The 26,766-nt window shown below is 35.3% G+C and carries 19 protein-coding genes; 2 read left to right on the forward strand and 17 right to left on the reverse strand.

Going from position 1 to position 26,766, the window contains the following annotated elements; all coding sequences use genetic code 11:
* Positions 1 to 313: 313 nt before the first annotated feature.
* Complete coding sequence (locus VB264_RS04620) at positions 314 to 1,384, reverse strand: mannose-1-phosphate guanylyltransferase (RefSeq protein ID WP_323247176.1); 1,071 nt, start codon at positions 1,382 to 1,384, stop codon at positions 314 to 316.
* Positions 1,385 to 1,812: 428 nt separating this feature from the next.
* Between VB264_RS04620 and VB264_RS04625 the strand changes: the two genes are divergently transcribed.
* Entirely contained in the window at positions 1,813 to 4,773 is a 2,961-nt protein-coding gene (locus tag VB264_RS04625; protein ID WP_323247177.1) for a TonB-dependent receptor, read from the forward strand.
* A gap of 141 nt (positions 4,774 to 4,914) precedes the next feature.
* On the opposite strand, the gene VB264_RS04630 is transcribed toward VB264_RS04625, so the two are convergent.
* From VB264_RS04630 to VB264_RS04700, 15 genes are all read right to left on the reverse strand, one after another.
* Positions 4,915 to 6,201: a DUF4861 domain-containing protein gene (locus VB264_RS04630; protein ID WP_323247179.1), complete on the reverse strand. Its 1,287-nt coding sequence runs from the start codon at positions 6,199 to 6,201 to the stop codon at positions 4,915 to 4,917.
* 21 nt (positions 6,202 to 6,222) lie between these two features.
* Positions 6,223 to 7,044 (reverse strand): alpha/beta hydrolase, encoded by an 822-nt coding sequence (locus VB264_RS04635; RefSeq protein WP_309924253.1) that lies wholly within the window; start codon positions 7,042 to 7,044, stop codon positions 6,223 to 6,225.
* Between the two features lie 116 nt (positions 7,045 to 7,160).
* Positions 7,161 to 7,508 (reverse strand): MmcQ/YjbR family DNA-binding protein, encoded by a 348-nt coding sequence (locus VB264_RS04640; RefSeq protein ID WP_323247180.1) that lies wholly within the window; start codon positions 7,506 to 7,508, stop codon positions 7,161 to 7,163.
* A 168-nt stretch (positions 7,509 to 7,676) separates the two neighbouring features.
* Positions 7,677 to 9,263, reverse strand: a complete 1,587-nt coding sequence (locus tag VB264_RS04645; protein ID WP_323247291.1) for a glycoside hydrolase family 43 protein — start codon at positions 9,261 to 9,263, stop codon at positions 7,677 to 7,679.
* Positions 9,264 to 9,301: 38 nt separating this feature from the next.
* A complete protein-coding gene (locus VB264_RS04650) occupies positions 9,302 to 10,438 on the reverse strand; it encodes a serine hydrolase domain-containing protein (RefSeq protein WP_323247181.1) in 1,137 nt (378 codons plus the stop codon).
* A gap of 235 nt (positions 10,439 to 10,673) precedes the next feature.
* A complete protein-coding gene (locus VB264_RS04655; protein WP_323247183.1) occupies positions 10,674 to 11,897 on the reverse strand; it encodes a sugar MFS transporter in 1,224 nt (407 codons plus the stop codon).
* A gap of 9 nt (positions 11,898 to 11,906) precedes the next feature.
* Complete coding sequence (locus VB264_RS04660; RefSeq protein ID WP_323247185.1) at positions 11,907 to 12,767, reverse strand: ROK family protein; 861 nt, start codon at positions 12,765 to 12,767, stop codon at positions 11,907 to 11,909.
* 212 nt (positions 12,768 to 12,979) lie between these two features.
* Positions 12,980 to 14,878 carry a glycoside hydrolase family 97 protein gene (locus tag VB264_RS04665; protein WP_323247186.1) on the reverse strand — a complete coding sequence of 633 codons (1,899 nt, stop codon included), beginning with the start codon at positions 14,876 to 14,878 and terminating at the stop codon, positions 12,980 to 12,982.
* Between the two features lie 28 nt (positions 14,879 to 14,906).
* Positions 14,907 to 16,100 (reverse strand): glycoside hydrolase family 88 protein, encoded by a 1,194-nt coding sequence (locus VB264_RS04670; protein WP_323247187.1) that lies wholly within the window; start codon positions 16,098 to 16,100, stop codon positions 14,907 to 14,909.
* A 362-nt stretch (positions 16,101 to 16,462) separates the two neighbouring features.
* Complete coding sequence (locus VB264_RS04675; protein ID WP_323247188.1) at positions 16,463 to 17,488, reverse strand: LacI family DNA-binding transcriptional regulator; 1,026 nt, start codon at positions 17,486 to 17,488, stop codon at positions 16,463 to 16,465.
* 205 nt (positions 17,489 to 17,693) lie between these two features.
* Positions 17,694 to 19,004, reverse strand: a complete 1,311-nt coding sequence (locus VB264_RS04680) for an oligosaccharide flippase family protein (RefSeq protein ID WP_323247190.1) — start codon at positions 19,002 to 19,004, stop codon at positions 17,694 to 17,696.
* Positions 19,005 to 19,376: 372 nt separating this feature from the next.
* Entirely contained in the window at positions 19,377 to 19,976 is a 600-nt protein-coding gene (locus tag VB264_RS04685; protein ID WP_323247193.1) for an RNA polymerase sigma factor, read from the reverse strand.
* A 278-nt stretch (positions 19,977 to 20,254) separates the two neighbouring features.
* Complete coding sequence (locus VB264_RS04690) at positions 20,255 to 20,701, reverse strand: hypothetical protein (protein WP_309924228.1); 447 nt, start codon at positions 20,699 to 20,701, stop codon at positions 20,255 to 20,257.
* 78 nt (positions 20,702 to 20,779) lie between these two features.
* Entirely contained in the window at positions 20,780 to 21,205 is a 426-nt protein-coding gene (locus tag VB264_RS04695) for a hypothetical protein (RefSeq protein ID WP_323247195.1), read from the reverse strand.
* A gap of 28 nt (positions 21,206 to 21,233) precedes the next feature.
* Positions 21,234 to 21,662 carry a hypothetical protein gene (locus VB264_RS04700; RefSeq protein ID WP_323247196.1) on the reverse strand — a complete coding sequence of 143 codons (429 nt, stop codon included), beginning with the start codon at positions 21,660 to 21,662 and terminating at the stop codon, positions 21,234 to 21,236.
* Positions 21,663 to 21,892: 230 nt separating this feature from the next.
* Between VB264_RS04700 and ileS the strand changes: the two genes are divergently transcribed.
* Complete coding sequence (gene ileS / locus VB264_RS04705; RefSeq protein WP_323247197.1) at positions 21,893 to 25,408, forward strand: isoleucine--tRNA ligase; 3,516 nt, start codon at positions 21,893 to 21,895, stop codon at positions 25,406 to 25,408.
* Positions 25,409 to 25,512: 104 nt separating this feature from the next.
* Here the strand turns inward: ileS and VB264_RS04710 are convergent, their stop codons facing one another.
* Positions 25,513 to 26,718 carry a hypothetical protein gene (locus VB264_RS04710; RefSeq protein WP_323247199.1) on the reverse strand — a complete coding sequence of 402 codons (1,206 nt, stop codon included), beginning with the start codon at positions 26,716 to 26,718 and terminating at the stop codon, positions 25,513 to 25,515.
* Positions 26,719 to 26,766: the final 48 nt, after the last annotated feature.

The raw sequence follows: 26,766 nt of genomic DNA on the forward strand, positions 1-26,766 counted from the left end.
CACCCTTTTATTACTAACAGACAATACACCAATCTTCAAGATACCTACTAACACCTTAAATCATTTCCATAACGAAGCTTACTAAAGATAAAGTTATGTCTCAAAACGTTAGGGGTCAATTTAGTTTTTCAATTAATCATTGGCCTATACACCTATTATTAGATTTGTGATTTTGTGGCATTATTAGTCATAAAATCACAAATCTTTTTTTAAGAATACTTCTCTTCAATATTACGGAACTCCAACAAAATGAAAAATCCACTCAAAAACAGAGTGGATTCATTCAAAACATATATTTTATTTAAAGGTAAGCCTACACAAATTCTTTTCCTTTCTTGGTAGCATCTGCTACAAAGCTTTTAACAAATTGCTCCTGCTCTTTTTCACAAATCATCAATACATTGTCATACTCGGCTACGATATAACCGTCTAGTCCTTGAATGACTACTAATCTATCTTTAGGCGTTTTAATGATACTGTTTTTAACGTCATAAAGCATTGTTGCACCATCAATCACATTAGCATCTTCGTCCTTATCTGATACTTCATACAATGATTTCCAAGTACCTAAATCAGACCAGCCAATATTTCCTAACACTGTAAATACGTTCTCAGCTTTTTCCATAATGGCATAGTCAATTGAGATACTCTCACAGTTTTGATATATCTCATTGATGAAATCTGTTTCTTGCTCAGTGTAATAAATATCATTACCTGCTTCAAAAACACTATGTACAGCAGGACTATTATCTGCAAATGCCTTTTTGATTGCCTTGGCAGTCCAGATAAAAATTCCAGCATTCCAAACATAGTCGCCACTTTCAATAAAAGCTTTTGCTAATTCTAAATTTGGCTTCTCTCTGAATGTCTTTACTCTTTTAACTTCTGTTTCAGATTGATCATACTGAATATAACCATAACCAGTATCGGGTCTGGTTGGTGTAATTCCAAGCGTTACTAATACATCTCCGCTAGCAGCAGTTTCAAGCGCAATATTTATTCTTTTTTCAAACTCGTTTTCTTTCAATATAATATGGTCGGCCGGAGCAACTACAATATTTGCATCTGGGTTTTGCTTACCAATTTTATAACAAGCATACGCCACACAAGGTGCTGTATTTCTGCGGATGGGCTCTGCTAATATTTGGCTATCCGACAAAAAAGGCAATTGTGTTTTTATTAAATCAATGTAATCGGCACTTGTTACAATATAAATATTTTCATTTGGACAAATATTTTCAAAACGGTCAGCTGTTTGCTGTAAAAGCGTTCTACCCGTACCTAAAACATCATGAAATTGTTTTGGATTGTTTGTTCTACTAAATGGCCAAAAACGAGTACCTACCCCTCCTGCCATGATTACTACATAGTTATTTTTATTCATGATTTAGTATTAATTTTTATTTTTTAGTTGTGTGCTATGATTCTGGAATTTAAAGGTATGTATAGTTTTGAAAAAAAAGAAATTATCAAGAAAAGCTTCATAATTTAACAACAAAAACTATTTTAAATACCAAAAAATCTAATTTAACTACCTAATACACAACCTATGTTGTTCGGTAAATTCCTTGCTTTGATAATAGCTCGTGAATGTGTGATTTACTAAAATTAAACTATTATCTTGATTGAAGAATGGATTATGGCTAATATTTTGTGCTTATATTTATTCATATTAGATAATTTTAAGAAAAAATGTAAAAAATTTACTCTGCTTGCATAATAAAATCCAAAATTTTCTTTCTATTTGTATAATAATTCAAAACATCACGGAGAAGATACTATTTCAATTTTTATTCACTAACAAAGAAACGTATGAAAAATTATTTTACGACAATCAGGCTCGGGTTAGTCACCTCACTATTGTTTTTGACCTCAATGCTATTTGCCCAAACAAAAATCTCGGGTAAAATAAGCGATGGTTCTACAAAAGAACCGTTGATTGGTGTAAGTATTTCAGTAAAAGGAAGAGTGATAGGAACAATATCAGATACTAAGGGTTCATTTTCACTTACGACAAGTACGCCCACTCCTTTTACTGTAATTGTATCAAGCGTTGGATATAATACGCAGGAATTTATTGTGGATGGTAGTAAAAGTAATTATGATATAACATTATCAGAACAAGTTATCATGGGGCAAGAGGTAGTAGTGGCAGCTTCTCGTGTTGAAGAAAGTGTAATGAAATCACCAGTTTCTATTGAGAAAATGGATATTCGTGCCATTCAAAACACTCCTTCAGCATCTTTCTATGACGGTTTAAAAAACTTGAAAGGTGTTGAAGTAAGTACACAGTCATTAACCTTTAGTTCGGTAAATACGCGTGGATTTAACGCTAATGGAAACGTTAGAATGGTTCAGTTAATAGATGGAATGGACAATCAAGCTCCTGGATTAAATTTCTCAGTAGGAAATATCGCAGGTATTTCTGAATTAGACCTTGAGTCAGCAGAATTATTACCTGGTGCTGCTTCAGCACTTTATGGTCCTAATGCTTTGAATGGTATCTTGTTAATGAATTCGAAAAGTCCTTTTTTGTATCAAGGGTTGAGTGCCTCTGTTAAAACAGGCGTAATGAATGAAAAAAATCGCACAACACCTACAACTGGATATTATGATGCTTCAATTCGTTATGCTAAAGCATTTAATGATAAACTTGCTTTCAAATTAAACTTCTCATATATAAAAGCTGACGACTGGCAAGCAAATGATACGAGAGACCAAAGCTCTCTAGGCGCATTGAACACAGGCACAAGAGCTAATAATCCAAACTATAATGGAGTAAATATTTATGGAGATGAAAACTCTACAAGTGCTGGGCTTGCTACACTTAGCCCCACTGTTACAGGTTTATTAGCCTATTCTAATGCTCAATTATTAGGTTTAGACCCTTCTGGAAATTTAGCTCAATTGGTTGGAGGAATCAAAGCCTATGCTCAAGCTGGAATTCCCTCTTCTCAATTAATTAATCAAGTACTTTTACCTAATCAACAAGTTTCTAGAACTGGTTATGCTGAAAAGGATTTAGCTGATTATGGCACAAAAAGTTTAAAATTTAATGCTTCTTTACATTATCGTTTTAATGATAAAGTAGAAGGTATTTTACAAGCAAATTGGGGTACTGGAACAAGTATCTATACAGGAAACGATAGATATTCCTTAAAAGACTTTGTAATTGGACAATATAAAGCTGAATTAAAAGGGGCTAATTTCTTCTTGAGAGCTTATACGACTCAAGAGCGTTCGGGTGATTCTTACGCTATTGGAACATTAGGTTCTCTTGTAAATGAAGCATGGAAACCAAGCGGTGGCTTAAATGGTTGGTATGCACAATATGCGCTTACTTATGCCGGTGGAGCATTCCTTGCATTCAATAATGCTTTTACTGCTGCACGTGGTGCTGGTCAAGCCCCAAATACAGCTTATGCAACTGCCTTGGGAATTGTACAAGCTAATAGTGGTGCCATGCACGCTGCTGCAAGAAATGCGGCTGACACTGGTCGTTTGACTCCTGGATCTGCTAATTGGAATTCAACATTGGATGCTGTTAAAAGCAAAACTATTCCAAATGGTGCAAAGTTTAATGACAAAACCAACTTATATCATTTTGAGGGTATGTACAATTTAACTAAATCTCTTAATAATGTAGTTGAAATGATTGTTGGTGGTAGTTATAGAATTTACGAATTAAATTCTGGAGGCTCATTATTTGCTACTAAAAAAGCTGATGCTACTACTGGATTCAGTGACCCTACTGGTTCAGAATTCTCTATTTCTGAGTTTGGTCTTTATACACAAATTGCGAAAGCTTTGTTTGACCAAAAATTCAAATTATCGGGTTCGTTAAGATATGATAAGAACGAGAATTTTGCGGGACAGTTTACTCCTCGTTTTTCAGGTGTTTTTTCTCCAACTAACGAACACAACTTCCGCATATCATACCAAACAGGATTCAGAATTCCTACCACTCAGAATCAATACATAGAATTACAAACACCACAAGCTAGATTATTGGGAGGTCTGCCACTTTTTGAAGACCGTTATAAATTGTCTGGTACGAGCTATGTTTATACCTCTATTTTGGCTAACCCCAACGACCCTAGTAAATGGACTAAATATCAACGTAAAGAATATAAACCTGAGAGAGTTTCTTCATGGGAGATTGGGTATAAAGGGTTGTTAGCTAAAAAGTTATTAATTGATGCCTATTACTATCAGAGTACTTTTACCAACTTTGATGTTTCTCAAGTAGTACTAAGACCAAATACTGATGGAACTAACACTGTTTATTCTTTCCCAACTAATGCTGATGGTGATGTAAAAACAGAGGGATGGGCAGTAGGGTTAGACTACACTTTACCTAAAGGTTTTACAGTAGGTGGAAATGTTTCTAAAAATACATTGACTGACAAAGGGAATTTAACTCCTGTTCAAATAGGTTATAATACTCCTCCTTATCGTGTAAATTTAAATGTGGGTAATAGAAATATTGGAGGTTCAGGATTCGGCTTTAATGTTGCATGGCGTTATCAAGATTCTTTCGTATGGCAATCTTCATTTGTTGGGGTTTCAATTGGAAATTCAGAAGGAAGTGTAATTAATAGTTTCAGCACATTGGATGCTCAGGTTTCTAAAAAAGTAGCTAGTATTAAATCTATCATTAAGCTAGGTGGTACTAATATCTTAGGCAAGTCTTATGTTACTTCATGGGGTAACCCAACAGTTGGTTCAATGTTCTATATAGGTATTGCTTTTGACGAACTATTGAATAAATAAGCGAGTATATTAGAATTTATTCATCATAAAATAACCCTGAGAAAACCAAAACTGGTAATTCTCAGGGTTATTTTATTTTTGTCTTTAGTAATAACTTGATTGCTTCTATCCTTTAGTCATCAAGTCCTAAATCTTAAAATCCTACTTCAACGATGATTCCATTAACTTCATTTCTTGCTTTAAGTATTCTTCAAAACCTTCTTTATTTTTAAAGAATTCTTCACTTTTTTCCCATCCAGCATAAAACCTAAATGATGTCTTTCCATTGATTAATTTCAAATTGACAGTATAAGTATTTAATATGCCTGTACCAGCATTAGGCGTTTGTCCGAAGGATACCAAACTGCTTTTAGGAATCAGAATCGCCATGCCTAAATTATCGTGGTTCTCGCTTTGCTGGTCATACGTATAAAGTCCCGTAATTTTATTAGAGTCTATTTCATACGAATTCTTGCTATGCAAATTCACAATGCCAGTTGTCAAAACGGCACCTTTCGGAGCATTTTTTAACGATACTGAGCTTTCATAAAAATACTGTCCTCCCCAAATACTAATCACTTCTTCTACTTGAACAGGCGCTAAATGCTTTGCAATTTTCCAGTTCTTATATTTCAACTTAAAGACTGCTCTAAGTGGACCATTACTAATTTTCACATATTGTACCTCCTCAAAATTATTATCGCCTAGCCTTACCAAGGTATCTTTTCCTGAAGCATTTTTGAAGGTTAAAGCTAACGACCCTGCCCCTAACGATTTTCCAACTTTCAATACATCCATTCCCCAATCGGCTTGTTTGTGGTAATTATTGGCGGTATCTAGTCCTACTTCGTTCAGTACCATTTGGGTAGTAGTTTTACCCCAAATATCTTTGGCATTGCGGGTATCAAAATAAACCCGAAAGCCTACCTTATCATTTTCCCATGCAGGCCCTTCTGTAAGAAATGGAGGTAATGGCTGTTTTGAAAAATCTGTTGCAGGTTGTGTTCCTTTTACAACATCTTTATCTAAAATATCGCCAAAGGTATCATCAGCATTTTTCCGACGATGACGTACATTGGCTCTTACTAACGCTTTTATCGTAGCGGGTCTATCTGATACTGAAATTTTAAAGCTTTTTACTTGGTTGGCTACAAAAGACTGTAATAACACTATTTCATCCCATTTGCCATCACCATTTAAGTCGTCGTATTGTGCCAAAATAGGTTGCTTGTTTTCATTAGCAAAAACTACATATTTTGATGCTGGTACTTTACCAAGTTTTGCCTCCAAGAAAGCCCTTTTCAGTACGATTAATTCATTCTTTTTCTCGATAGCTAGTTCATTCTTAAAAGTAACTACACTACTTTTTTGAGCATAACAGAGTGATGACAAACTTAATAGGCTGACGTTAATAATTGTTTTTACTTTGATGGATGTACTTTGCTTCATATTTGAATAGTTATATTGAAATTATTTTGCCTTCGTGAAATAGTTATTCATGAAAAGCAACTGATACTGAATAGCGTTGTACCAATAAGGCCAGTTATGACCGCCTGGTCTGGTAAGGTAATCATGTGGAATATTTCTGTATAATAATTGCTCATGAAGTTTTTGATTTACTTCATAGAAAAAATCTTCTGTGCCACAGTCAATGATTAATGATAGTGAATTAGGCGTAAGCAAGTGCAATAGATTAATGACAGTGTTCTTCTCCCAACGCTCAGGCTGTTCTGAATATTTTCCAAGGCGTTTTGCCATGTCCCAATTATTAGGGAAAGGGCGAATATCAACACCTCCGCTCATGCTTCCAGCCGTACCAAAAACGTCTTGATGTTTTAAAGCAAGGTATAGCGCTCCATGCCCACCCATACTCAAACCCGTTATTCCTCGGGCTTTGCGGTCTTTTATTGTTTTGTAATTATCATCTACCCATTTTACCAATTCTGTAGATACATAGGTTTCATATTGATAGGTTGGGTCAACAGGACTATCCCAATACCAACTTGAAAAACCACCGTCTGGACAAACAATTATCATATTGTATTGGTCAACTGCTTTTTCAAAACCTTTGGCTTTGGTAAGCCAGCCAGAATAGTTATCGCTGTAGCCATGCAAAAGATATACAACAGGTAATGCTTTTTGAGTTTTATAATTGTCTGGCACAATTACTACTGCCTTAATGTTTTTTTTCATAGATGCGCTGTAAGTAACTACTGTGTCAACTACAGCTGCACGACAAACCAGATTAAAAAATAGGAAAAAAGCCAATAATGTATTTTGTATGTATCTCATTTTGTTAAATTGTTTAAAATATATTTGATTAACAAAAGTGAAAAAAACATATTGATTTTACAGTATTTCCCTCAAAATAATAGCTAATTTTCAATAGATAACACTACCCCTGTATTTCATGTTTTATCTCTCTTCAAAGCCTTTTTGGGTAGTTTAGCTTTTATCAAATCATAAGATTCTCCGAGATACCTTATCCATTCTTTATCAGTCAGTATATCAAAACTAGTTATTTGCACCCATTTGAATTTGGCACCTCCATAAGGAGCAGGAACGATGCCTTCTCTATCACAAAGCTCTTCAAATAGCTCATCAGCTACTTTGAAATTAGCTTTATCAAGATTCTTGATATTAGATGAACAAAAAACTTTACCCATGACCATAAAACAGAGTTGATCTCCGTATTTTATGCCTTCAGAAGTATCTTCAAAAGACAAACATATTTCTCTAATTCTTTCTATGTTCATAGGGTTATTTTTAGTTGCCTAGTTTAATTTTTAGTTGTCCATTGGTATAATCTACCCTGTCTTTGGTGAAGTACAGGTTCTGATGTTTTCGGGCAAAGGTCGTTATTGAAAAATAACAAAAAATAATAATGAGCAAGAATAGCTGTTTTACTTTAATTGTTTTGATGTTTATTTTTCAACCCTAAACCAATCGAAATCGGCATAGCCTGAATCGTTAATGGTTGTTTCTCTGGTAATAAAAAGACCCATTTTGGCTCCTACCCAACGTCCAGTTTCAGCTTGGAAGGCTTGCCCTACTTCTTTAAAAATTGTTCCATCGGTGCTGTAGCTAAAGGTGCAAAGTCCACCATCGGCAACTTTTAGTCTTAAATAGATTGCTTGACTAGCATCTATTTTGGTAATAGTATTTTCTTTTTCTGGTTTTAAATTGTCGGCATCTTTACCGATGGTATGTACTAAGTAAACACCATCTTTTTTTGATTTCAAGGCAATGTTTGCATAGCTATACCCCATTACGGTTAAACCTACTTTTTCGTTCTCAATACGCTCGTTAGGCTTAAATACCAATTTCGTTGTAGCTGTAAATACTGGTGCCGGAAACTTTTGTAACAATACATTAGGTGACCACCAAAGATTTTTGTCGGCATCAATCTTATCAGAGAAAAGTCGCATAACACCTTTGGATGGATTCATAAACGACCACGTTGCTTTAGGATTAGCATTCCACTGCCATTGTTTACCAATAGATAAATCATTGAATTCATCTGATTCTTGTGGTGTTTCAATCGGGAATACGCCTGTTACTTTAGGTTTTTTGTAGGTCAAAACGGGTTCTCCTTTTCCATCACCATCGGGGTCAATCCCTATTACTGGCCAATCGTTCACCCATTTCATGGGTTGCAGGTGCGTAATTCTACCATACATCGTTTTCTCTTGAAAATGAATAAACCAATCTTCACCTGCGGGAGTACTTATCCAAGCACCTTGATGTGGCCCGTTTACAGTACTTTTACCTTGGTCTAATACTACTTTACGTTCATAAGGACCATAAATATTTTTTGAACGCAAAGCCAATTGCCAACCCGTAGCCACACCGCCTGCTGGGGCAAAAATGTAGTAATAACCATTGCGTTTATACATTTTCGGACCTTCTAAAGTCGGGTCTAAATCATGTCCGTCAAAAACAAGTTTGCCATCGTCTAATACCTTTGTACCATCATCGCTCATCGTTTTTAGTACGATGATACTCTTGATTCCTGCTCTGCTTCCTGCGTAGCCATGTACTAAGTAAGCTTTACCATTATCATCCCAAAACGGACAAGGGTCTATTAATCCTTTGCCTGCTTCAACCATAATAGGGTCTGACCATGGTCCTGCTGGATTCTTAGCTTTTATCACATAAATTCCAAAATCAGGATCTGGATAATAAATCATGAATTCGCCTTTATGATAACGAATGGCTGGAGCCCAAACACCTTTACCGTGTTGTGGCGTAGCAAATACATCAAAAGGAGGTTGTTTGATTAAAGCATTGGTCAATATTTTCCAATTCACTAAATCTTTAGAATGTAGAATCGGTAGTCCAGGAATGTTTTCAAACGAGGAGGCTACCAAATAATAATCACTTCCCACCCTCACCACGTCTGGGTCTGAATAATCGGCATGAATAATTGGGTTGGTGTAGGTTCCATCTCCATTGTCAGCTACCCAAACTTTTGATTTGTACTGCGACATTCCATCGTTGGCGAGTAACATGACTCCCAACAAGCAGAACGCTTTAATAATTGTCTTTTTCATTTTTCTGAAATTTTACCTTTGACTTTAGTTTTTTTAGATGGTAACGTATGCTTAATTTCATTTCTTAATAAGTAAGCCAACACTGGACTTGCATAAAAAGAGCTAAAATTATTCTTACCCATTTTCCCATCCGCTATATGTGTTAATAGAAAGCCAAAAATTCCATTTTTATAATCAATCCAAGGGTAAGCTCCTGCCCAACTTGGGCTACTGATTAGGGTAGCGTTACCCTTCTTATCAATTTCTTCTCTCCATAAACCCAAGCCATAAATGCTTTTATGGTTGGCAGCACGTACCTTTTGAGGAAATTCTGGCATGCTCACAAAAGCGGCCCCAATTTGGTCAGCTTGCATTTCAGCAATGGCTTTTTCGGATAAAATTCTTTTGCCTTTATAAATGCCTTTGTTTAAAAACATCTGTAAAAAATGAGCATAATCGTTTACTGTTGAAACGGCTCCTCCACCCAACATGGGACTATGCCCTCCTCCTACTGAATCTACGGGACTAAAATGCGTATGCGACATTTGTAAAGGACGAGCAATCTTTTCTTGAAATATCGTCTCCCAAGGTTTTCCCGTTGCAATCTCGGCCATTCTACCTGCTACTTGCATGGCTAAACCACCATATTTGAATTGGCGTTTTATTGAAGCATCAGAGGGCGTTTCAATAGATAATGGTAAAATATGCCTAACAGATTCTTCTAATGTTTGGTAATCGTCTCTGTGGTTTCCTCTGGGTTGATAATCGGGATAATTAGCAGTATGTGAAAACAACTGACGAAGTGTAGCTTGTCCTTTAGCATCGGTAAATTCGGGTAACCATTTTACTACTTTATCGTCCCAAGATAATTTTCCTTCGTCCACCAATACGGCAATCGTAGCAGAAGCCAACCATTTACCTGCCGAAGCAATATAAGTACTGGTTTCGGGTTGATAATTACCGAATGATTTTTGATGAAGTACTTTTTGACGATTACCGACAATCAAATTCGCTCCATGATAATATCCACTATCTACCCAAGTTTGTACTTGATTATCGAGCAAGGAAAAACCTTGAGAAAAGGCTTCAGTCTTTCCTGAAAATATTAAATATATTATCAATAAAAACCGAAGCTTATTTTGTATCGTTTTCATTCTTGTTACAGAAATTATAAATATAAAGTCTGGTATTTTTGTATTATATAATATCTTACTTTCATCAAAAACATTTCCTTTCCTAAGACCTTACTTTTCTTGCCTTGATGCAAGAAAAGTAACAAAAGAAAATCAAGAAATTCCGAAACTCGCTTCGCTCAAACAGCGGAATTTCAGAAATGCTGACGCCAGAATAATATAGGACATTCAATATCCAGTATTTTAACTTTTCTCATTATTTTACCTTATACATCTTGAAGGCAAACAAAAAGATAATGGCATAACATATAATCGGTAAATAGTAAGCATGTGCTACATTTTGGTTAGCTACCAAACCCATTAGCAATGGAAAGAAAGCTCCCCCAACAACACCCATTGAAATAAATGAAGAGGCTTGTTGTGTATGTTTTCCTAAACTTTTCAGCCCTAAACTAAAAATGGTTGGGAACATGATGCTAAAGAAGAAATTGATAAACATTAGGGCAATATAGGAAGTCCACCCCCAAGCCTGAGCGACAATCAAGCAAGAAATACTACTGCCCAAAGCAAAGAAAGACAACAGGATATTGGGCTGAATAAATTTCATTAAATAAGTACCTGCAAAACGACCTACGGCCATCATTGCCATAAAAATAATCATGTAATTACCAGCAGTTGCATCCGTAAAGCCCATTACTTCGTGACCATAATTAATAAAATATGACCAAGTGCCAGCCTGAGCAGCCACATTAAAAAATTGCGCAATTACCGCCCATACAAAATGACGATTCTGCCATAAAGTTTTTTCGGTAGTATTAAAAGACGGGTTTTGAACATCGTTTTCAAGAATCTCGTGAGCATCCGTAAAAGTTGGTACTTTTACAAAAGCAAAGGCAATGGCGATACAAGCAATGACAGAACCGATGGCTGTATAAAGTGTTTTAACAGAACTTAAATCGTTAGAATGTTCAACACTGCCACTCAATAAAAAGTAAGAACCAATAGCTGGACCAATGATAGTACCAACCGCATTAAACGATTGCGAAAAGTTGATTCGCTGGTCGCTAGTTTGTTGGTTTCCTAAGGATGCTACAAAAGGGTGAGCAACAGTTTCGAGCGTAGCCATACCGCAACCTAAGATAAATAACGCCAAACGAAACATCGTAAACGACGTAGCATTAGCCGCAGGAACAAACAAAAATGTACCTATTGCGAAAAGCGACAAGCCAAACAATACGCCATTTTTATAGCCAAACTTTTTCATAAATATTCCTGCAGGAATACTCATTACTGCATAAGCACCAAAAACCGAAAGCTGAATTAAGCCTGATTGAGATTTAGAAACATTCAAAACGTTTTGAAAGTGTTTATTCAATACATCGCTCATTGAATGGGCTATTCCCCAAAGCATAAAAAGTGAGGTAACGAAAATGAAAGTAACGAGGTATTGCTTTTCGGTTAGTTTTATCTTTTGAGTCATTATTGAAATTTATTTTAATTGTTTTTTCCATAGACCAACCGCACCCATCAAGGCCGCTTGTTCGTTCAGAGAAGATTTGATAAGTTGTATTTTATGAGTGTTCTCTGATAACATTTTTTCTACTGCTGGAAAAAACAAAGGAGAAGCTCCTGCGATATTTCCACCTACTATAATTAATTCTGGATTAAAAATCTTAGTGAAATCATTGATAAATAGGCACACATTTTTGGCAAATTCTGTGAATACTTCTTGCGACGCTTTGTCGCTTTCAAAACTTTCTACTAATTGCTTGGCACCATCAACGGTTTTGCCTGTTAATTCATGGTAGCGTTTCACAAACCAACGGGTAGAGATATAATCTTCAGCAACGCCTTCTAGTAATCGATGGTTTATTCCCATTGCCATGTCTTTAGCATCTCCATTATTGTAGATTGATGTCCCTAAACCTGTGCCCATGGTGATACCTATGGCTTTTTCGTAATGCTGACCCGCTCCGAAAAGCATTTCACCTTCCAAAAATGCCTCTGAGTCATTTCTAAAACTGATATTCTCAATAGGTATTGATAGTCGCTCCGAAAGCTCGTTTCTGATGTTTAAACCATATAAGCTTTCATATTTATTAACATTCTTCATCAAGCATATTCCATTTTCATAATCAAACGGCCCAGGCATGGCTATACCCAAGTAATAGCTTTTTACTTGATTGCTTGTTTGGACAATAGCATTTGCCCAAGCCGTTAAAATTTCTTCTGACGAACCATGAGGATTAAGCTTACTTCTGACGATTGATGAAGTAATGATTTTCCCATCTTCAATATTTACTTGTGCCGCTGTGATGTGCGAGCCTCCGATGTCAACTCCGATGTACATACGTTTAAAGATTCTTATGAAAACAGTTAAGATTTGTACTAGCTACAAATCCTAAAAGTATTTTGAGAAAGGTTTTATAATAATGCTTTTGATGTATTTAAGTTGTGATTAGTAAATAGTAACTGGTAAGCGGTCCGCAGTCTAGGTAGCTTTTCAAATTAGTATTTATCAGCTATTTACGACAATTTAAAACATTGCTTAAATTGTATTGATTATTTTTGTGGCGTAAGCCAAATAGCTTGACCACCAGATGGTAAAAGTTTAGCATCCAATACAGTAGCGCTATCTACTGTAATGCGTTGGATACCTACTTTTGTAGCACTGGTTAAAGCACTGTCGTCAGCATAAATATTGGCGGTATATTTAATGCCTTTGGGTAAAAAATCTAACTTTATTTTTAGCGTTCGTCCTTCGTTACTTGTTAACGTACCCACAAACCAGTCTTTTCCATTTCTACGGGCTGTGGTAATATACTTTGATATTTCTCCTTGAATTACTCTTGTCTCATCCCAAGTTGTAGGAATTTTATTCCAAAATTCTAATTCTGGTTCATCATTACTAGCCTTAGGTTGGTCGTACCAAAACAAGGTTTGCAAAGGGCTATAATATACCGCTGCCATTGCCAACTGATGTGCGTGAGTAGTTTTGATGCGCTTATCAAAATAACAAATCGTATAGTCTGCTGCACCGCCAATGTATCTTGTAAAAGGCAATGTTACGTTGTGTGTAGCATCTGGCATTTCTTCGTTACCTCTTACTCCTTCGGCTGTCATTAGGTTTGGATAAGTACGCATTTCTCCAGTCGGACGCCAATCGTCATGAATGTTTACCATCAACTGATTGTCAGCGCATTTTTTGATAGCTTCCTCTACCCAAGTAGTCCAACGATGGCTACCAGCTTGTACAAAGCCAAATTTCACCCCTTTAATTCCCCATTTTTTATATAATGGGAAAATCTCATCTGCTTGTTTATATAGCGACTGGAGGTTTACATACAACCAAATTCCCACACCACGTTCTTTACCATAAGCCACTATTTCGGCCATATCCATTTTGGCTTTTACTTGCGTAGCATCAGTATCCCAAGTAAGGGCTGGGCCATACCATTTCCAGTCGAAAAGCACGTATTGTAAGTTTCTTTTTACGGCAAAATCAATAGCGGCTTTTGCCCCTTCAGTAGTCAGGGTCATTTCTCGGATGATTTTCCCTGGCTTAATCCAATCAGTATTCGCTATTTTATTTGGCGTATTCAAATTCAGTATAATGTCATTATTCTCAATCAATTTTCCTTCGCTTTCTGCTATCATAATTACACGCCAAGGCGTACCGAAATACGTAATACCATCTACGCCACCATATAATGCTGTTTGAATGGTGTTCTTTTTAGTTTTACTGATGATAAATTTAGCTCTGGCATAATCTACCATTTGAGCCTCTGCCAAACAAGCCCACAAACCATTACTCAAACGTAAAGGCATTGGTCTTTCCCCTGCATCCACCCAATTTTCAAGGGGTAATTCAGCATATTTTCCTTGTGCCCATTGTGTATAAAATGCAGTTGTTCCAGTAGGCAAGGCAAATTCTGTATTTTCAGCCGTAATTTGGTAGTAAGAGCCTTTAGGGTTTTCTGGAAAATAATAACGGATGGCTATGCCAGCATCATAAGCACGTACTTGTATTTCTAAGGTATAGTCGGCATTGCTAGCTTTTTTGAAAGCAAGATTTACTGCTTGATAATGGTCTCTAATCAATGAGCGTTCACCATACAGAGGCTTCCAAGAAGTATCTTTCTGACTGGTTTTAATGCCTACAAACTGTAAGTCCTCACACCACTTTTCTGTTTTATCTACTTTCAGTGCCATAGCCAATTCTGAAAGGTGATTATCCAACTGAATATCTAGCTCAGATTCCAATATTACTGCTTTGCCTTTATAGCTTACCGTATAAAAAATAGCTTTCTTTCCCTTTTCATCAATCTTCTGATAAACTGTGCAAAGGATATTTCTATCGGGTGAAGTAATGGTCGTTTTTGTACTATCTATCATACCTTTTTGTGCTAATAAGGTATGGGCAAAAACCAAGGTAAAAATTATCGCTAAAATCTTTTTCATCATTAATTTTAATAAAGGGTATCAATCGTTATTTCTTTTGATTCATTTTCTTGTATCGCAACAAGGCTTCGATATAGTAATAATCTGCATAAATAATGGAGGCATCTATCTCTCCACCAATCGGCACATTTCCTGTAGAATGCAATAAAAAGGCATCGTTCACACTGCCACTTTGATAGTTCGTGGTTGAAAGACTTTCAAGCATTTTCTTGGCTTTAGCATAGTATAAAGCACTTTTCTTTTTATCCTTCACCAAAGTAGAAAGTTCAAATAAGGCCGAAGCTATCACTGCGGCAGCAGAAGCATCACGAGTAGTATTTGGAATATCAGGTGCATTAAAATCCCAAAATGGGATTAGACTTTCGTCAGGTAAGTTTTTCAAATATACGTCTGTTACTTTTTGCGCAAAATCTAAAAATACAGGATTCTTCGTTTCGCGATAACACATTGTAAAGCCATAGATTGCCCACGACTGTCCCCTTGCCCACATCGTATTATCGGCATAGCCTTGGTGCGTCATCCCTTTAATTTTCTTGCCTGTGAGGGTATCATACAAAACCACGTGATAAGACGTATAATCATCTCGAAAATGGTTTTTCATCGTCGTCAAGGCATGTGTTTCTGCTATTTTATAGAGATTTTTATTGCCCCCATTTTTTGATGCCCAAAACAGTAACTCTAGGTTTATCATATTATCAATAATGGTATTATGCGCACCAAATTTCTGTACTTCTCTAGGCCACGAAAGGATTGTCCCTACTTTGGGATTGTATAAAGTGGCTAATACATTGGCAGTATTGAGGATTACTTTTTTATAAGAGGGGTTTTTAGTAAGTCTGTAACCATTGCCATAGCTACAAAAAATCTGGAAGCCTAAATCATGGTCATAGGCTACTTTTTGTGTTGATAATGGTAATAGTTGTTTATCAAATCGTTCGGCTTGGGCTTTGAAAAATAGCTTTTTTGTTCCTTCGTATACATACCAAAGCGAACCCGACCAAAAGCCACTACACCAATCCTGATAATCTACCAATCGCCACGTCTTGCTATCCTTATTGATACTTCTCGGAATATTCAATTGTCCGTCAGGCGGTAAAGTACTAATCGTTTTGTTGACTTGTACAGCACAGTAATCAATGTTTTTCTGAACATTGAACTGAGCCTTGGTAGGCAAAACCGACGAGATAAGAAGAATTGATAAAACTAGGATTGTTTTTTTCATTGATTTGTAATTAATCGTACACAGAAATTTAGGCAATATTCGATTCTTTCAGATTCGATAAGAATACTAGCATTTTACTTCTTATTGCTCAAGAAGTGTATGTTAATAAAATGCCTAAATATGGCTTACTTAAATGATTAAGCAAATCTAATTTAAAAAAAATATATCACAAAATATTTCTATTGTTATATTTCAAAGACTCACGATAATTCAGGATAAACAGAAAAAAAACGTATTTTGAAGGGTATCTGTTTTGAAGGCACAAAAACTAATTATTTACAGTGGTTTTCTGTCCTTTTTTTAATAAGATTTTATCAAAAACAGGTCATAAATGAAAAACACATTTGATTTTACTTAATCCGTTAAGCAATTTCATGTTTAGAAGAAGAATCTCGTAAAATAATCGAGGCTGGTAAAATGTATTCTTTAGATAAATACTTGTCGGAATTCTCCATGTGAACCAACAAAGTATTAATCAATTGCTTAGACATTTCTTGGATGGGTTGTGCAATCGCTGAAATAGAAGGTCGGTGTATTCTAAACAAATCGTTGTCATCAAATACCATTATACCGATGTCTTTCCCAATTTTTATTCTTTTTCGGTTTAATAACTCTATACCACTAATGGCTAGGTAGTTGGTTGCAAAAAATATGGCGTCAACAGAGGGATTATCTATTAAAAACTGCCCGATTTCATCGGTAATGTTTTCAATTTTAGCAGAAGAATAGTCAAATTTCTTGATGATTGAAGGAATACGCTTTTCAAAAATAGCCTTCTCATAACCCAACAAACGGTCTATCATCTGTGCCTGCGAAGAATCAAGCGTAATGAGGGCAATGTTTTTATAATTTTGGGCAATTAAGTGTTTTACGGCTTTGTAGGCACTATCAAAATTATCCATTCCTACGTAGCTCACGTCAATGTCAGTACAATTTCTATCAAAAAGCACTACAGGTAAACCACTATTAATCAGTTGAGTAATATCGTTTTCTATCCCTTCCGTCGGCGTGATGATGTATCCATCCACGTTTCTTTCTCTAAAAGTATTGATTAATTCTTTGGCTTTGGTAGGATTGTTTTTGGTACTACTATAGATAATTTTATAACCGTTTTCGTAAGCGATATTCTCGATATTTCCCGCTACACTGGCAAAAAATGGATCGGCAATATCTTCAACGATTAATCCAATTACATTGGTTTTGCCTGTTCTTAAACTTTTAGCAAGGTGATTGGGCTTAAAATTATTTTCTTCTACATACGCCAATACTCTTTTGGTGAGTTCTTCACTAATGCGTTTTTCTTTGGCTTTGCCATTAAGGATATAGGAAACAGTTGCAGTAGAAATTTTTAACGTTTCGGCAACAGCCTTAATAGACATCTTTTTCATCGTACTTATAATTAAATTGATTGCTTATAAAATTGGATAAATATAAGACAAGTTAAACGATTATTTTAATTTATCGAGCAGATATTACCTATAATTCAATCAAAGCAATACAAAGCGGTATGAAGCAGAATCACGCTGATGAATTACTATTAGGTTTTATGCCCCAGCTATTCATTAATATTTGTTACAATAAGTTAGCATATTTTTACTGTTTACCTTTGCCGAAAAGGTTAAAATTAGCAATGAGGTAGCGAAATGATTTTGCCGAAAAATTATCAAAGATAATTACTGTCAGTCCTTTACTTCTCAGTACAAAATACCCTGAAATGAGGATAAAGGCTTCTACCGAAATGTAGGCTACTACGGAAGCATAGTATTGTAAAACATTGATTAACAACAAATTGATGCCAACACTAACGATACCAGCAATCAAGGTGATGTTCAGAATATACCTATCTAATTTTAAGCTTAACATGGTTTGAGCTTGAAACAAACTCAGACTTGATAAAATCGGGACAACGCATAAATATTGAAATACACCTATTGAGTCAAGGAATTTTTCACCAAAAATGAAGGAGACGATATAGGGAGCTACTAGATAAAGAAAGACTGTGCCTAGGATAGTAATAAAGAATACCACAGGGATAATGTTTTGTACTAACTCTAGCCCTTTCTGAAGGTTAGCATTCATCTTATTGGCAATTTCAGGGAAGATAGATTGTGAAATAGGATTAATACAAACCGTTACGACAACTGTGATCAACCTTACCGCAGCGGAATAAATCCCGACACTCCTATCATCTAAAAGAAAACCAATCAAGAAAACATTGGTAGTAGTATAAAGATTAATAACGATGGTAGAAACAAAATAGAAGCGTTCTTCTACCAACAAATCGATAATTCTTTGAAGTTTTATAAAGTAAAAAGTAAGGTTGTAGCGTTTCATGGCAATATAAAATGCCCATAATCCTGCTAGTATTTGCCCTAAGCTTGTAAGAATATTAAACCAGAAAAAAGATTGTGTATCGTGTACAACAAAGAAGATGGCTATAGAAGATGCTAATTTAAAACATAGCGCAATGAGTGCTGCGGTTTGGATTTCTTGGATACCATGAAAAAACCAAGTTGGGAAAAATACACAACCCAATACAAAACTAAATGAATAAAAATGAAGAGCAAACTCTGAACGAAGGGTAGGGACAGATAAAGTACATACCAGAAACATGACAGTACTGATAACAAATAGGAATATTTTGGTAGAAATGATTTCATTAAAAGTATCTACTAATTCCGTCGGATTATCCTTTACTACTGAAATACGTTTGGTTCCTGTTGTATCAAAGCCATAATTAATCAGTAATAAAAAATAATTAATGTATGACTGTGAAAAATTTATTTTACCAGTATAAATAGGACCAATTGCCCTAAAAACATACGGTATAACAACTAAAGGTAATACAAAACTAACTAATTGAAGGAGTAGTAAACCTCTAATATTCCTTAATACAACATTCATTTTTATAAGTTTGACAATAAAATAGCGGTTATGCGGAGAATTTAACCCTCAAAGGTAAGCAAAACAAGCATAAACACTTACCATATTGCTATAGATTTATCTACGTCAATTCTTCTTGACAGTTTTTTGTTACAAACTTAGCTTAAATATTATAATTAGGAACACGTATAGTTTTTTTAATATTGAAGCTGTTTAAACTTTTCCTTTCGGGTTAAACTAAGTCTTTTAGAATAGCTTGTTCCAAAATTTACTCAACGTAGCGATGCTTTGCTTCGAAAATTTTGAAAAAATCAATTCAAAAATACAATACTTTCACCTCAGAAACGGAAAGTTTAAACAGCTTCATTTTATGAGGATTATTGATTTTAAGCATTAAAACATTTTTTTCCAATGGTTTGGAAATAATGCCCTTAGTGTAATTAATGCTTTTTGAAGGTGGTTAGAAACGGATTGATTGTTAATATTCATTATATTAGCAATATCAGAATGACTAACGCCTTGATAAAATTTCAAGAAAAGTACTTCGCGCTGACGTTTTGGTAATAACTCTATTGCTTTTCGCATGCGTTGCTCATTTTGTGAATATCGTTCATATTCGATTAAGCTATTTTCAATGGTTTGCTCATCTGTTAAGTTATCTTCATCATCAAAATTATCATACAGCACATTCCATTGATTTTTTCGCAATTGTGATATCAAGTTATTACGGGTAGCACGAACCAAATAGATGGTCATCACATTTATTTCACCTACAACATTGCGTTTTTCCCATAGATATAAAAAGAGGTCTTGAATAACATCCTTGACCAATTCTCTGTCTTTCGTAATGTTCAGTCCATAGTTAAATAATATTCTATAATGGCTTTCACAAAGCTGTGCATACGCTTCCCTGCTCCCTAGCTTAGCTTGATTCCATAATTCGAGATAAAAATCATTAGATTTTGATAACGTTTCTAGCTGTTTATTTCCCATGACTGCTTAATTGATTAAGCAAATATAATAATAAAAATATTAAATAAAACAATTTTGCGATTTTTTAGCAATTATTTTATTTCGTCTATAGTTTCCTTTCTTCTGCGCAGCGATTAAAATAAAAAAATTAGTCCTGAAAGTGGCTTGGTTTTGTTTAAATGCATTAATGCCAAAATATACTTCATAAAAAAACCTCTGCAAGCATTTATCTTACAGAGGTAAAAACAGTATTTTGAATGCGTGATATGAGGTTAAACAATCTTGTGGTAATCAAGCTATTATTTAGCTTTCACAAATTTGGTTACGTTAAAACAGTTTTCTACTACAAGCGTATCGTTCTCAATTTTTTGAACTGTCCAACCATCACACGCTATAGCGATACAAAGTACATTTGGACAAGGTTTAAAATCAGAAAAAGTAATTTTGTTATCTTTGAACGTGTATTTATTGCCAATCCAGCCACAACAATCTGCACCAGGCTTTCCATCACTTAAATAGTTGCCATCAGCTGTAAATTCAATGGTTGGTAAAGCAACTAATGTATTAATCGTTGTCCATTTGGCATCTGCCCCTTTATCTTTTTGCATATAAGTAGGGTTCCATTTTCCTACTAATTGATTAGCAGAAACTTTGGCTGAACTTTCTTTTCCGGGGGTTACTTCATCTACTGATTTACAAGAGCTAACCATTAAAAGTAATCCTAAACTTAATGTTAATAATTTCATGTTATTTAAAGTTTAAATTTTAATAAACTGTTTTTATAAAGACGTAGAAATTATTTTGATGGTTGGAATTGTCGTTTCTTATTTTACCCTGACAAATTGGTTTTTAGTAGAACATTGCACTAATACCAATGTATCATTTTTCAATTGCTCAATTTTCAATGTATTACAAATAAAACCACAGTCAACCGTAGGGCAAATTTTGGGGTCTGAAAATGTAATTACTTTATCTGATAGGCTGTATTTATTTCCTGCAAAACAACAATCTCCTCCTGCCTTACCATCTCGCAAAAAATCTCCTTTTTTTGTAAACTCCCAAACAGAAGGTGTTACAGCAGCAAAGGTTTGAGGCACGTACCAATCACTCCAAGTACCATCGGCTTTTTTGGATTGCATCTGCCCAGTAGATAGCCATTTATTAACCAAACTATTTGGGTCAATTTCTTCTTTTGATTTACACGATGCTAATATTGCAAGAAGTAAAATATAATAATATGGTGTTTTCATAATATTCATATCTAATTAAAGTGTAACATTATTGAGTTTTGTAAAACTTACTTCTACTAAAACATTCCTTTAATACTAGAGTATCTTTATTGGTAAACTCAAAAGACCAATTATTGCAATTCATGCAAAATACAGCTGCACAAGGAGATGCTAATTCTGTAAAAGAAATTTTATTCCCCGATACCAAATATTTGTTGCCAGCAAAGCAACAAGTACCACCGGCTTTCCCGTCCCTCAAAAATCTTCCATCACTCGTAAATTCCCAAATTGAAACAGGTACTGCAACTAAAGTCTGTGGTACATACCAGTCGCTCCAACCACCGTCTGTATTTTTGGTTTGCATCTGCCCAGTAGCTATCCATTTACCAACAATACTTTTTGGCTCTGTTGCTATGTCTGATTTACAACTAATCAAACTAAAAAAACATAATATCATCAATACAAGTATTTTTTTCATCAGTTTATTTGTTAGCTATTAAATGATTGTTTTTTAATATAGAATGCTTCACTAAACAAAGACACCATTCTTATCTAAAACGTTGGAATATTGAAAATACTTTTCTTACTACTTATTCCTTCCAAAAGCCAGTCATTTATTGTACTTTTGCAGGAATTTTCTCAGCCTATTAGATAAAAACATCTCAACAGATAATTTTTAACAACGTAATAAACGAATTATAGTCCATAATGAATTTTGAAGAATATAAAAACCTTGACTATGGTCAGGTTGCAGACGAAATCCTTAAATTTTGGCAAGACAAAAAGATTTTTGAAAAGTCTATCGAAACCCGTGAGGGCAATCCAACTTTCACTTTTTATGAAGGTCCCCCTTCGGCAAATGGAACACCGGGTATTCACCACGTGATGGCTCGTGCGATTAAGGATATTTTCTGTCGTTATCAAACTTTAAAAGGCAAGCAAGTAAAACGCAAAGGCGGATGGGACACCCACGGTTTGCCGGTGGAATTACAAGTAGAAAAAGAATTAGGAATTACCAAAGACGATATTGGTAATCTTAAATCTCCAAAATATGTTTCGGTAGAAGAATACAACAAGAAGTGTCGTGAAACAGTCATGAAATTCACTGACCAGTGGAACGATTTGACTGAGAAAATGGGCTATTGGGTGGATTTGGATAACCCATACATTACTTATGAAAACGATTATATCGAGTCGGTTTGGCATTTGTTGAAAACCCTTTACGAAAAAGGATTATTATATAAAGGCTATACTATTCAGCCATATTCGCCAGCAGCAGGAACGGGGCTTTCTTCCCATGAGCTTAATCAACCGGGTTGTTATCGTGAAGTAAAAGATACTTCGTTGACGGCTCAGTTTAAAGTAAAATTGACTGGCAAATCGGGTTTCTTGTTTGACGGTGCCGATAGTAGCAATATTTATATCTTAGCTTGGACGACTACCCCTTGGACTTTACCTGCGAACTCAGCTTTAACGGTGGGTAAAAACATAGAATATTCTTTAATTAAATCTTTCAACCCTTACACTTACGAACCCGTAAACGTAGTGTTGGCCAAAGATTTAGTTGGCAAGTATTTCAATGAAAAAGGAAAAGATGGTGATTTTTCGAAATATAACGATGGAGATAAAATCATTCCTTGGAAAGAAGTATTCAGTTTCAAAGGGAATTTCCTAGAAGGCATAGAATATGAGCAACTAATGCCTTATGTTCAACCTGAAAGTGCTGCTTTCAGAGTAATCATTGGTGATTTTGTTACGACAGAAGATGGTACGGGTGTAGTACATACTTCTCCGACCTTTGGTGCGGACGACTTTAGAGTGGCTCAACAAAATGGTATTCCTTCTATTTTTGTCAAAGACGAAACGGGCAAAGAAGTACCAATTGTCAATCGCCAAGGTCGTTTTGTAGCTGAAATTACTGATTATGCCAACGAGCCTGTAAAAGAAGCTTATTTATCAGATGAAGAAAAAGAAGAACAACGCATCAAACAAGGAAGAGATAAATATCTATCTGTTGACGAACGCATTGCTATTCAATTGAAAACGGAGAACAAAGCGTTCAACGTTCAGAAATTTGATCACTCTTATCCACATTGCTGGAGAACCGATAAACCTGTATTATACTATCCATTGGATTCTTGGTTTATCCGCACGACGGCAGTAAAAGATAAAATGATTGCACTAAACAATACCATCAACTGGAAACCAGAATCTACGGGCACTGGTCGTTTTGGTAATTGGTTAGAAAACTTAGTAGACTGGAATTTATCTCGTTCAAGATATTGGGGAACTCCTCTACCAATCTGGCGTTCGGAAGATGGCGAAGACGTTTGTATCGGTTCTTTAAAAGAACTAGAAAACGGCATAACACATGCTTTGAAAGATGATGTATTATCGGCAGAACAACGTGCAGCTAACGAGAAGTTTTTAGACTTATTAAAAGCAGGTACTGAAGACTTACACCGTCCGTTTGTAGATGAAGTATATTTGGTTTCAGCTTCGGGTAAAGTAATGACGCGCGAAACAGACCTTATCGACGTTTGGTTTGATTCTGGAGCGATGCCTTATGCACAATGGCATTATCCGTTCGAGAACAAAGATATTTTTGATGAAGCTTATCCAGCCGATTTTATCTCGGAAGGTGTTGACCAAACACGTGGTTGGTTCTTTACCTTACATGCTATTTCGGCAATGGTTTCTGATTCTGTTGCTTTCAAAAACGTAGTTTCTACGGGCTTGGTATTGGATAAAAATGGTAACAAAATGTCTAAACGTTTAGGCAATGCTGTTGATCCATTTGAAACCCTGAAGAAATATGGTGCAGACCCAACGCGTTGGTACATGATTACGAATGCACAACCTTGGGATAACCTTAAATTCGATTTATCAGGCATTACCGAAGTACGGAACAAATTCTTTGGAACGCTTACCAATACCTATAATTTCTTTGCACTGTATGCCAGCTTAGACGGCTACACGCCAACAGGAAAGCTTGATAAAAGCATTGCCACAGAGCTTGACCAATGGATTTTATCAAAACTACAAACATTGATAAAAGAAGTAGATGAGGCTTACAATACTTATGAACCAACTAAAGCTGGGCGTGCCATTCAAGAATTTGTGGGTGACCACCTTTCTAACTGGTATGTACGCTTGGGTAGAAGACGTTTCTGGAAAGGCGAAGTGACCTCAGACAAACAATCGGCTTATGAAACGTTAGCTTACTGTTTGAAAACGATTGCTCAATTGATGTCACCAATTGCACCATTTTATGGAGATTGGTTGTATCAAAAGATAGATAAACCTAGAATTTTTGCTATAAAAGACACAATAAAGAAATATCAGGGTGCGGATAAAAATTCCTTATCTGGGAAAGCAAGAATGTTCTTAGAGTCAGAGTTGAAACAAATTTCTCCGAATCTTCCTTCGGATGATATTATATCTGTTCACTTAACGAACTTCCCGAAAGTACAGCACGAATGGATTAATACTGAATTGGAAACTTCGATGGATTTGGCTCAAAGAATTTGTTCTTTGATTCACTCTTTGAGAAAAACCAATCGTATTAAAGTACGTCAGCCATTGTCGAAGATTTTGATTCCGATATTGAGCGAGCAAACACGTGAACAAATCCGTCATGTAGACGAATTGATTAAGACAGAGGTAAACATCAAAGCAGTTGAATACTTAAATGATGCGTCGGGCGTATTGTCGAAAAAAGTAAAACCAAACTTTAAAGCATTAGGTCCTAAATTCGGTAAAGACATGAAAGCAGTTGCTGCTGTAATTACTGCAATGACTGCCGAAGACTTGAAAGCTTTAGAAGAAAACAAGACGATAAGCCTTGATAATTATACGATTGCCCTAGAAGATGTTGAAATCCAAACAGAAGATTTACCAGGATACCTAACAGCATCAGACGCAGGTATCACGGTGGCATTAGACATCAATATTACACCTGAGCTGAAACAAGAAGGTATCGCTCGTGATTTTGTGAATCGTATCCAGAACTTACGTAAAGATTCAGGCTTTGAAGTAACCGATAAAATCAGCATCCAATTACTAGATTCTGATGCCGAAGTAACGGCTGGTGTGGTAGCCTTCAAAGACTTTATCAGTCAGGAAGTACAAGCACTTTCGCTAGAAGTAGTCAACGAATTAGCCGACGGACAAGATGTTGAATTTGAAGAATTGACTTTGACAGTAAAAGTTGCAGTAGTGTAGTTCGAGTTTACAACTCGAAAAATAGAAAGGGAAGTTTTCATGTATGAAGGCTTCCCTTTTATGTTTAAATTACTTTTTCTTAATACGCCTTAAAAGTCACCTTATTATTTCCCAAGTGCATAGCTAAGTATAAACGAAATCTTTTGGATATCGCCAGTAATATAAACAAAAGAGCTAAGCCCTGCATCTGTTTTGCTATAAGCTAATTCAAAATTCATTTTATTGAGCTTTGTACCTATACCCAATTGATACCCCATTGAGCTACTCAATCCTTGGTAAACAAAATCTGTATTTTTTTCAGCTAATCTCTTTTCTAACGATAGTCCTGCGTTAAGGTACACATCAATCTTTTTAGGTACATTTTTATAAAAGGAATATTGAGGGCCTAAATAAAAGCCTAAATACGAAGTATTAGTAGGTACATTGTAGCTTTGATACAACCTTATATCCTCTTCATAATGGTTATATAACAAATCTATTTTCACACCTAATCTTCTTCTTTTAGAAGGCAATTCAAATAATGCCCCTACTCCAATTGAAGCCGATTTTAAGCCCGATTTGTTATAGTTTTCTTCATAATATGATAGATTTCGATCTACATTATAACTATATGTTCCCAGAGCAGCACGTAAAAAGAAGGTAGTTTTAAACTTTTCTTTTTTTGATACCTCAATAGGTTTACTATCGCCAAAAAAAGTATTATACTTCATTATTAGGGGCATTAGCGCTGCTTCTCTATATTGATATTTAAATATTAATCCCGAATAGTTCGAACAGTCTTCACACAGTTCATAAAGTTGTTTATTATAGATATCAAGGTGTACTTCATAATTACCAGAATTATTCTTTCTTATAAAACGGTGGTCAACAAGCTCTTGAATAGTATCATTTAACTTTTCGATAAAAAAGTGTTCTTTGTTATTATTGTCTTGTAAATAATATAAACTTATCCTTCCTTTTACCAATTGTTTCAAAAACAAAGTGGTATCAACAAGTTCTCTATCGTAGGTTTCTAGTAATTTACCCTGTTGATGGGGTGTAATGTCTAAGGATATTTTTTTTCGCACATAAGTCGCCTCATTTTGTACAACAAAGCTTTGTATTTTGCTTATATCATACTTAACCATTTTTAGGTTTTGATCTTTAAATGTAATTTGTGAAGGAGCTTTTACCCATTTTTTATTATCAATTTCACCCCTGATAGTATCGCCAGTATTATTTACGATATAACCTGCCATAAACTCTTTTTGAGCGTTGATAGAGTAGTGGGATAGAACTGTAAAGAATAAAGCAAATAGAAGTTTTTTCATAAAACTGATAAAATTATTGATAGAAATTATGATTGAGAATATTCGATG

Origin of the sequence: Arcicella aquatica, assembly GCF_034928825.1 — a bacterium.
GTDB lineage: Bacteria > Bacteroidota > Bacteroidia > Cytophagales > Spirosomataceae > Arcicella > Arcicella aquatica.

Coding starts and splice junctions, on each gene's coding strand:
- VB264_RS04620 (WP_323247176.1), bottom strand. CDS start 1,384: ATGAATAAAAATAACTATGTAGTAATCATGGCAGGAGGGGTAGGTACT.
- VB264_RS04625 (WP_323247177.1), top strand. CDS start 1,813: ATGAAAAATTATTTTACGACAATCAGGCTCGGGTTAGTCACCTCACTA.
- VB264_RS04630 (WP_323247179.1), bottom strand. CDS start 6,201: ATGAAGCAAAGTACATCCATCAAAGTAAAAACAATTATTAACGTCAGC.
- VB264_RS04635 (WP_309924253.1), bottom strand. CDS start 7,044: ATGAGATACATACAAAATACATTATTGGCTTTTTTCCTATTTTTTAAT.
- VB264_RS04640 (WP_323247180.1), bottom strand. CDS start 7,508: ATGAACATAGAAAGAATTAGAGAAATATGTTTGTCTTTTGAAGATACT.
- VB264_RS04645 (WP_323247291.1), bottom strand. CDS start 9,263: ATGTTACTCGCCAACGATGGAATGTCGCAGTACAAATCAAAAGTTTGG.
- VB264_RS04650 (WP_323247181.1), bottom strand. CDS start 10,438: ATGAAAACGATACAAAATAAGCTTCGGTTTTTATTGATAATATATTTA.
- VB264_RS04655 (WP_323247183.1), bottom strand. CDS start 11,897: ATGACTCAAAAGATAAAACTAACCGAAAAGCAATACCTCGTTACTTTC.
- VB264_RS04660 (WP_323247185.1), bottom strand. CDS start 12,767: ATGTACATCGGAGTTGACATCGGAGGCTCGCACATCACAGCGGCACAA.
- VB264_RS04665 (WP_323247186.1), bottom strand. CDS start 14,878: ATGAAAAAGATTTTAGCGATAATTTTTACCTTGGTTTTTGCCCATACC.
- VB264_RS04670 (WP_323247187.1), bottom strand. CDS start 16,100: ATGAAAAAAACAATCCTAGTTTTATCAATTCTTCTTATCTCGTCGGTT.
- VB264_RS04675 (WP_323247188.1), bottom strand. CDS start 17,488: ATGAAAAAGATGTCTATTAAGGCTGTTGCCGAAACGTTAAAAATTTCT.
- VB264_RS04680 (WP_323247190.1), bottom strand. CDS start 19,004: ATGAATGTTGTATTAAGGAATATTAGAGGTTTACTACTCCTTCAATTA.
- VB264_RS04685 (WP_323247193.1), bottom strand. CDS start 19,976: ATGGGAAATAAACAGCTAGAAACGTTATCAAAATCTAATGATTTTTAT.
- VB264_RS04690 (WP_309924228.1), bottom strand. CDS start 20,701: ATGAAATTATTAACATTAAGTTTAGGATTACTTTTAATGGTTAGCTCT.
- VB264_RS04695 (WP_323247195.1), bottom strand. CDS start 21,205: ATGAAAACACCATATTATTATATTTTACTTCTTGCAATATTAGCATCG.
- VB264_RS04700 (WP_323247196.1), bottom strand. CDS start 21,662: ATGAAAAAAATACTTGTATTGATGATATTATGTTTTTTTAGTTTGATT.
- ileS (WP_323247197.1), top strand. CDS start 21,893: ATGAATTTTGAAGAATATAAAAACCTTGACTATGGTCAGGTTGCAGAC.
- VB264_RS04710 (WP_323247199.1), bottom strand. CDS start 26,718: ATGAAAAAACTTCTATTTGCTTTATTCTTTACAGTTCTATCCCACTAC.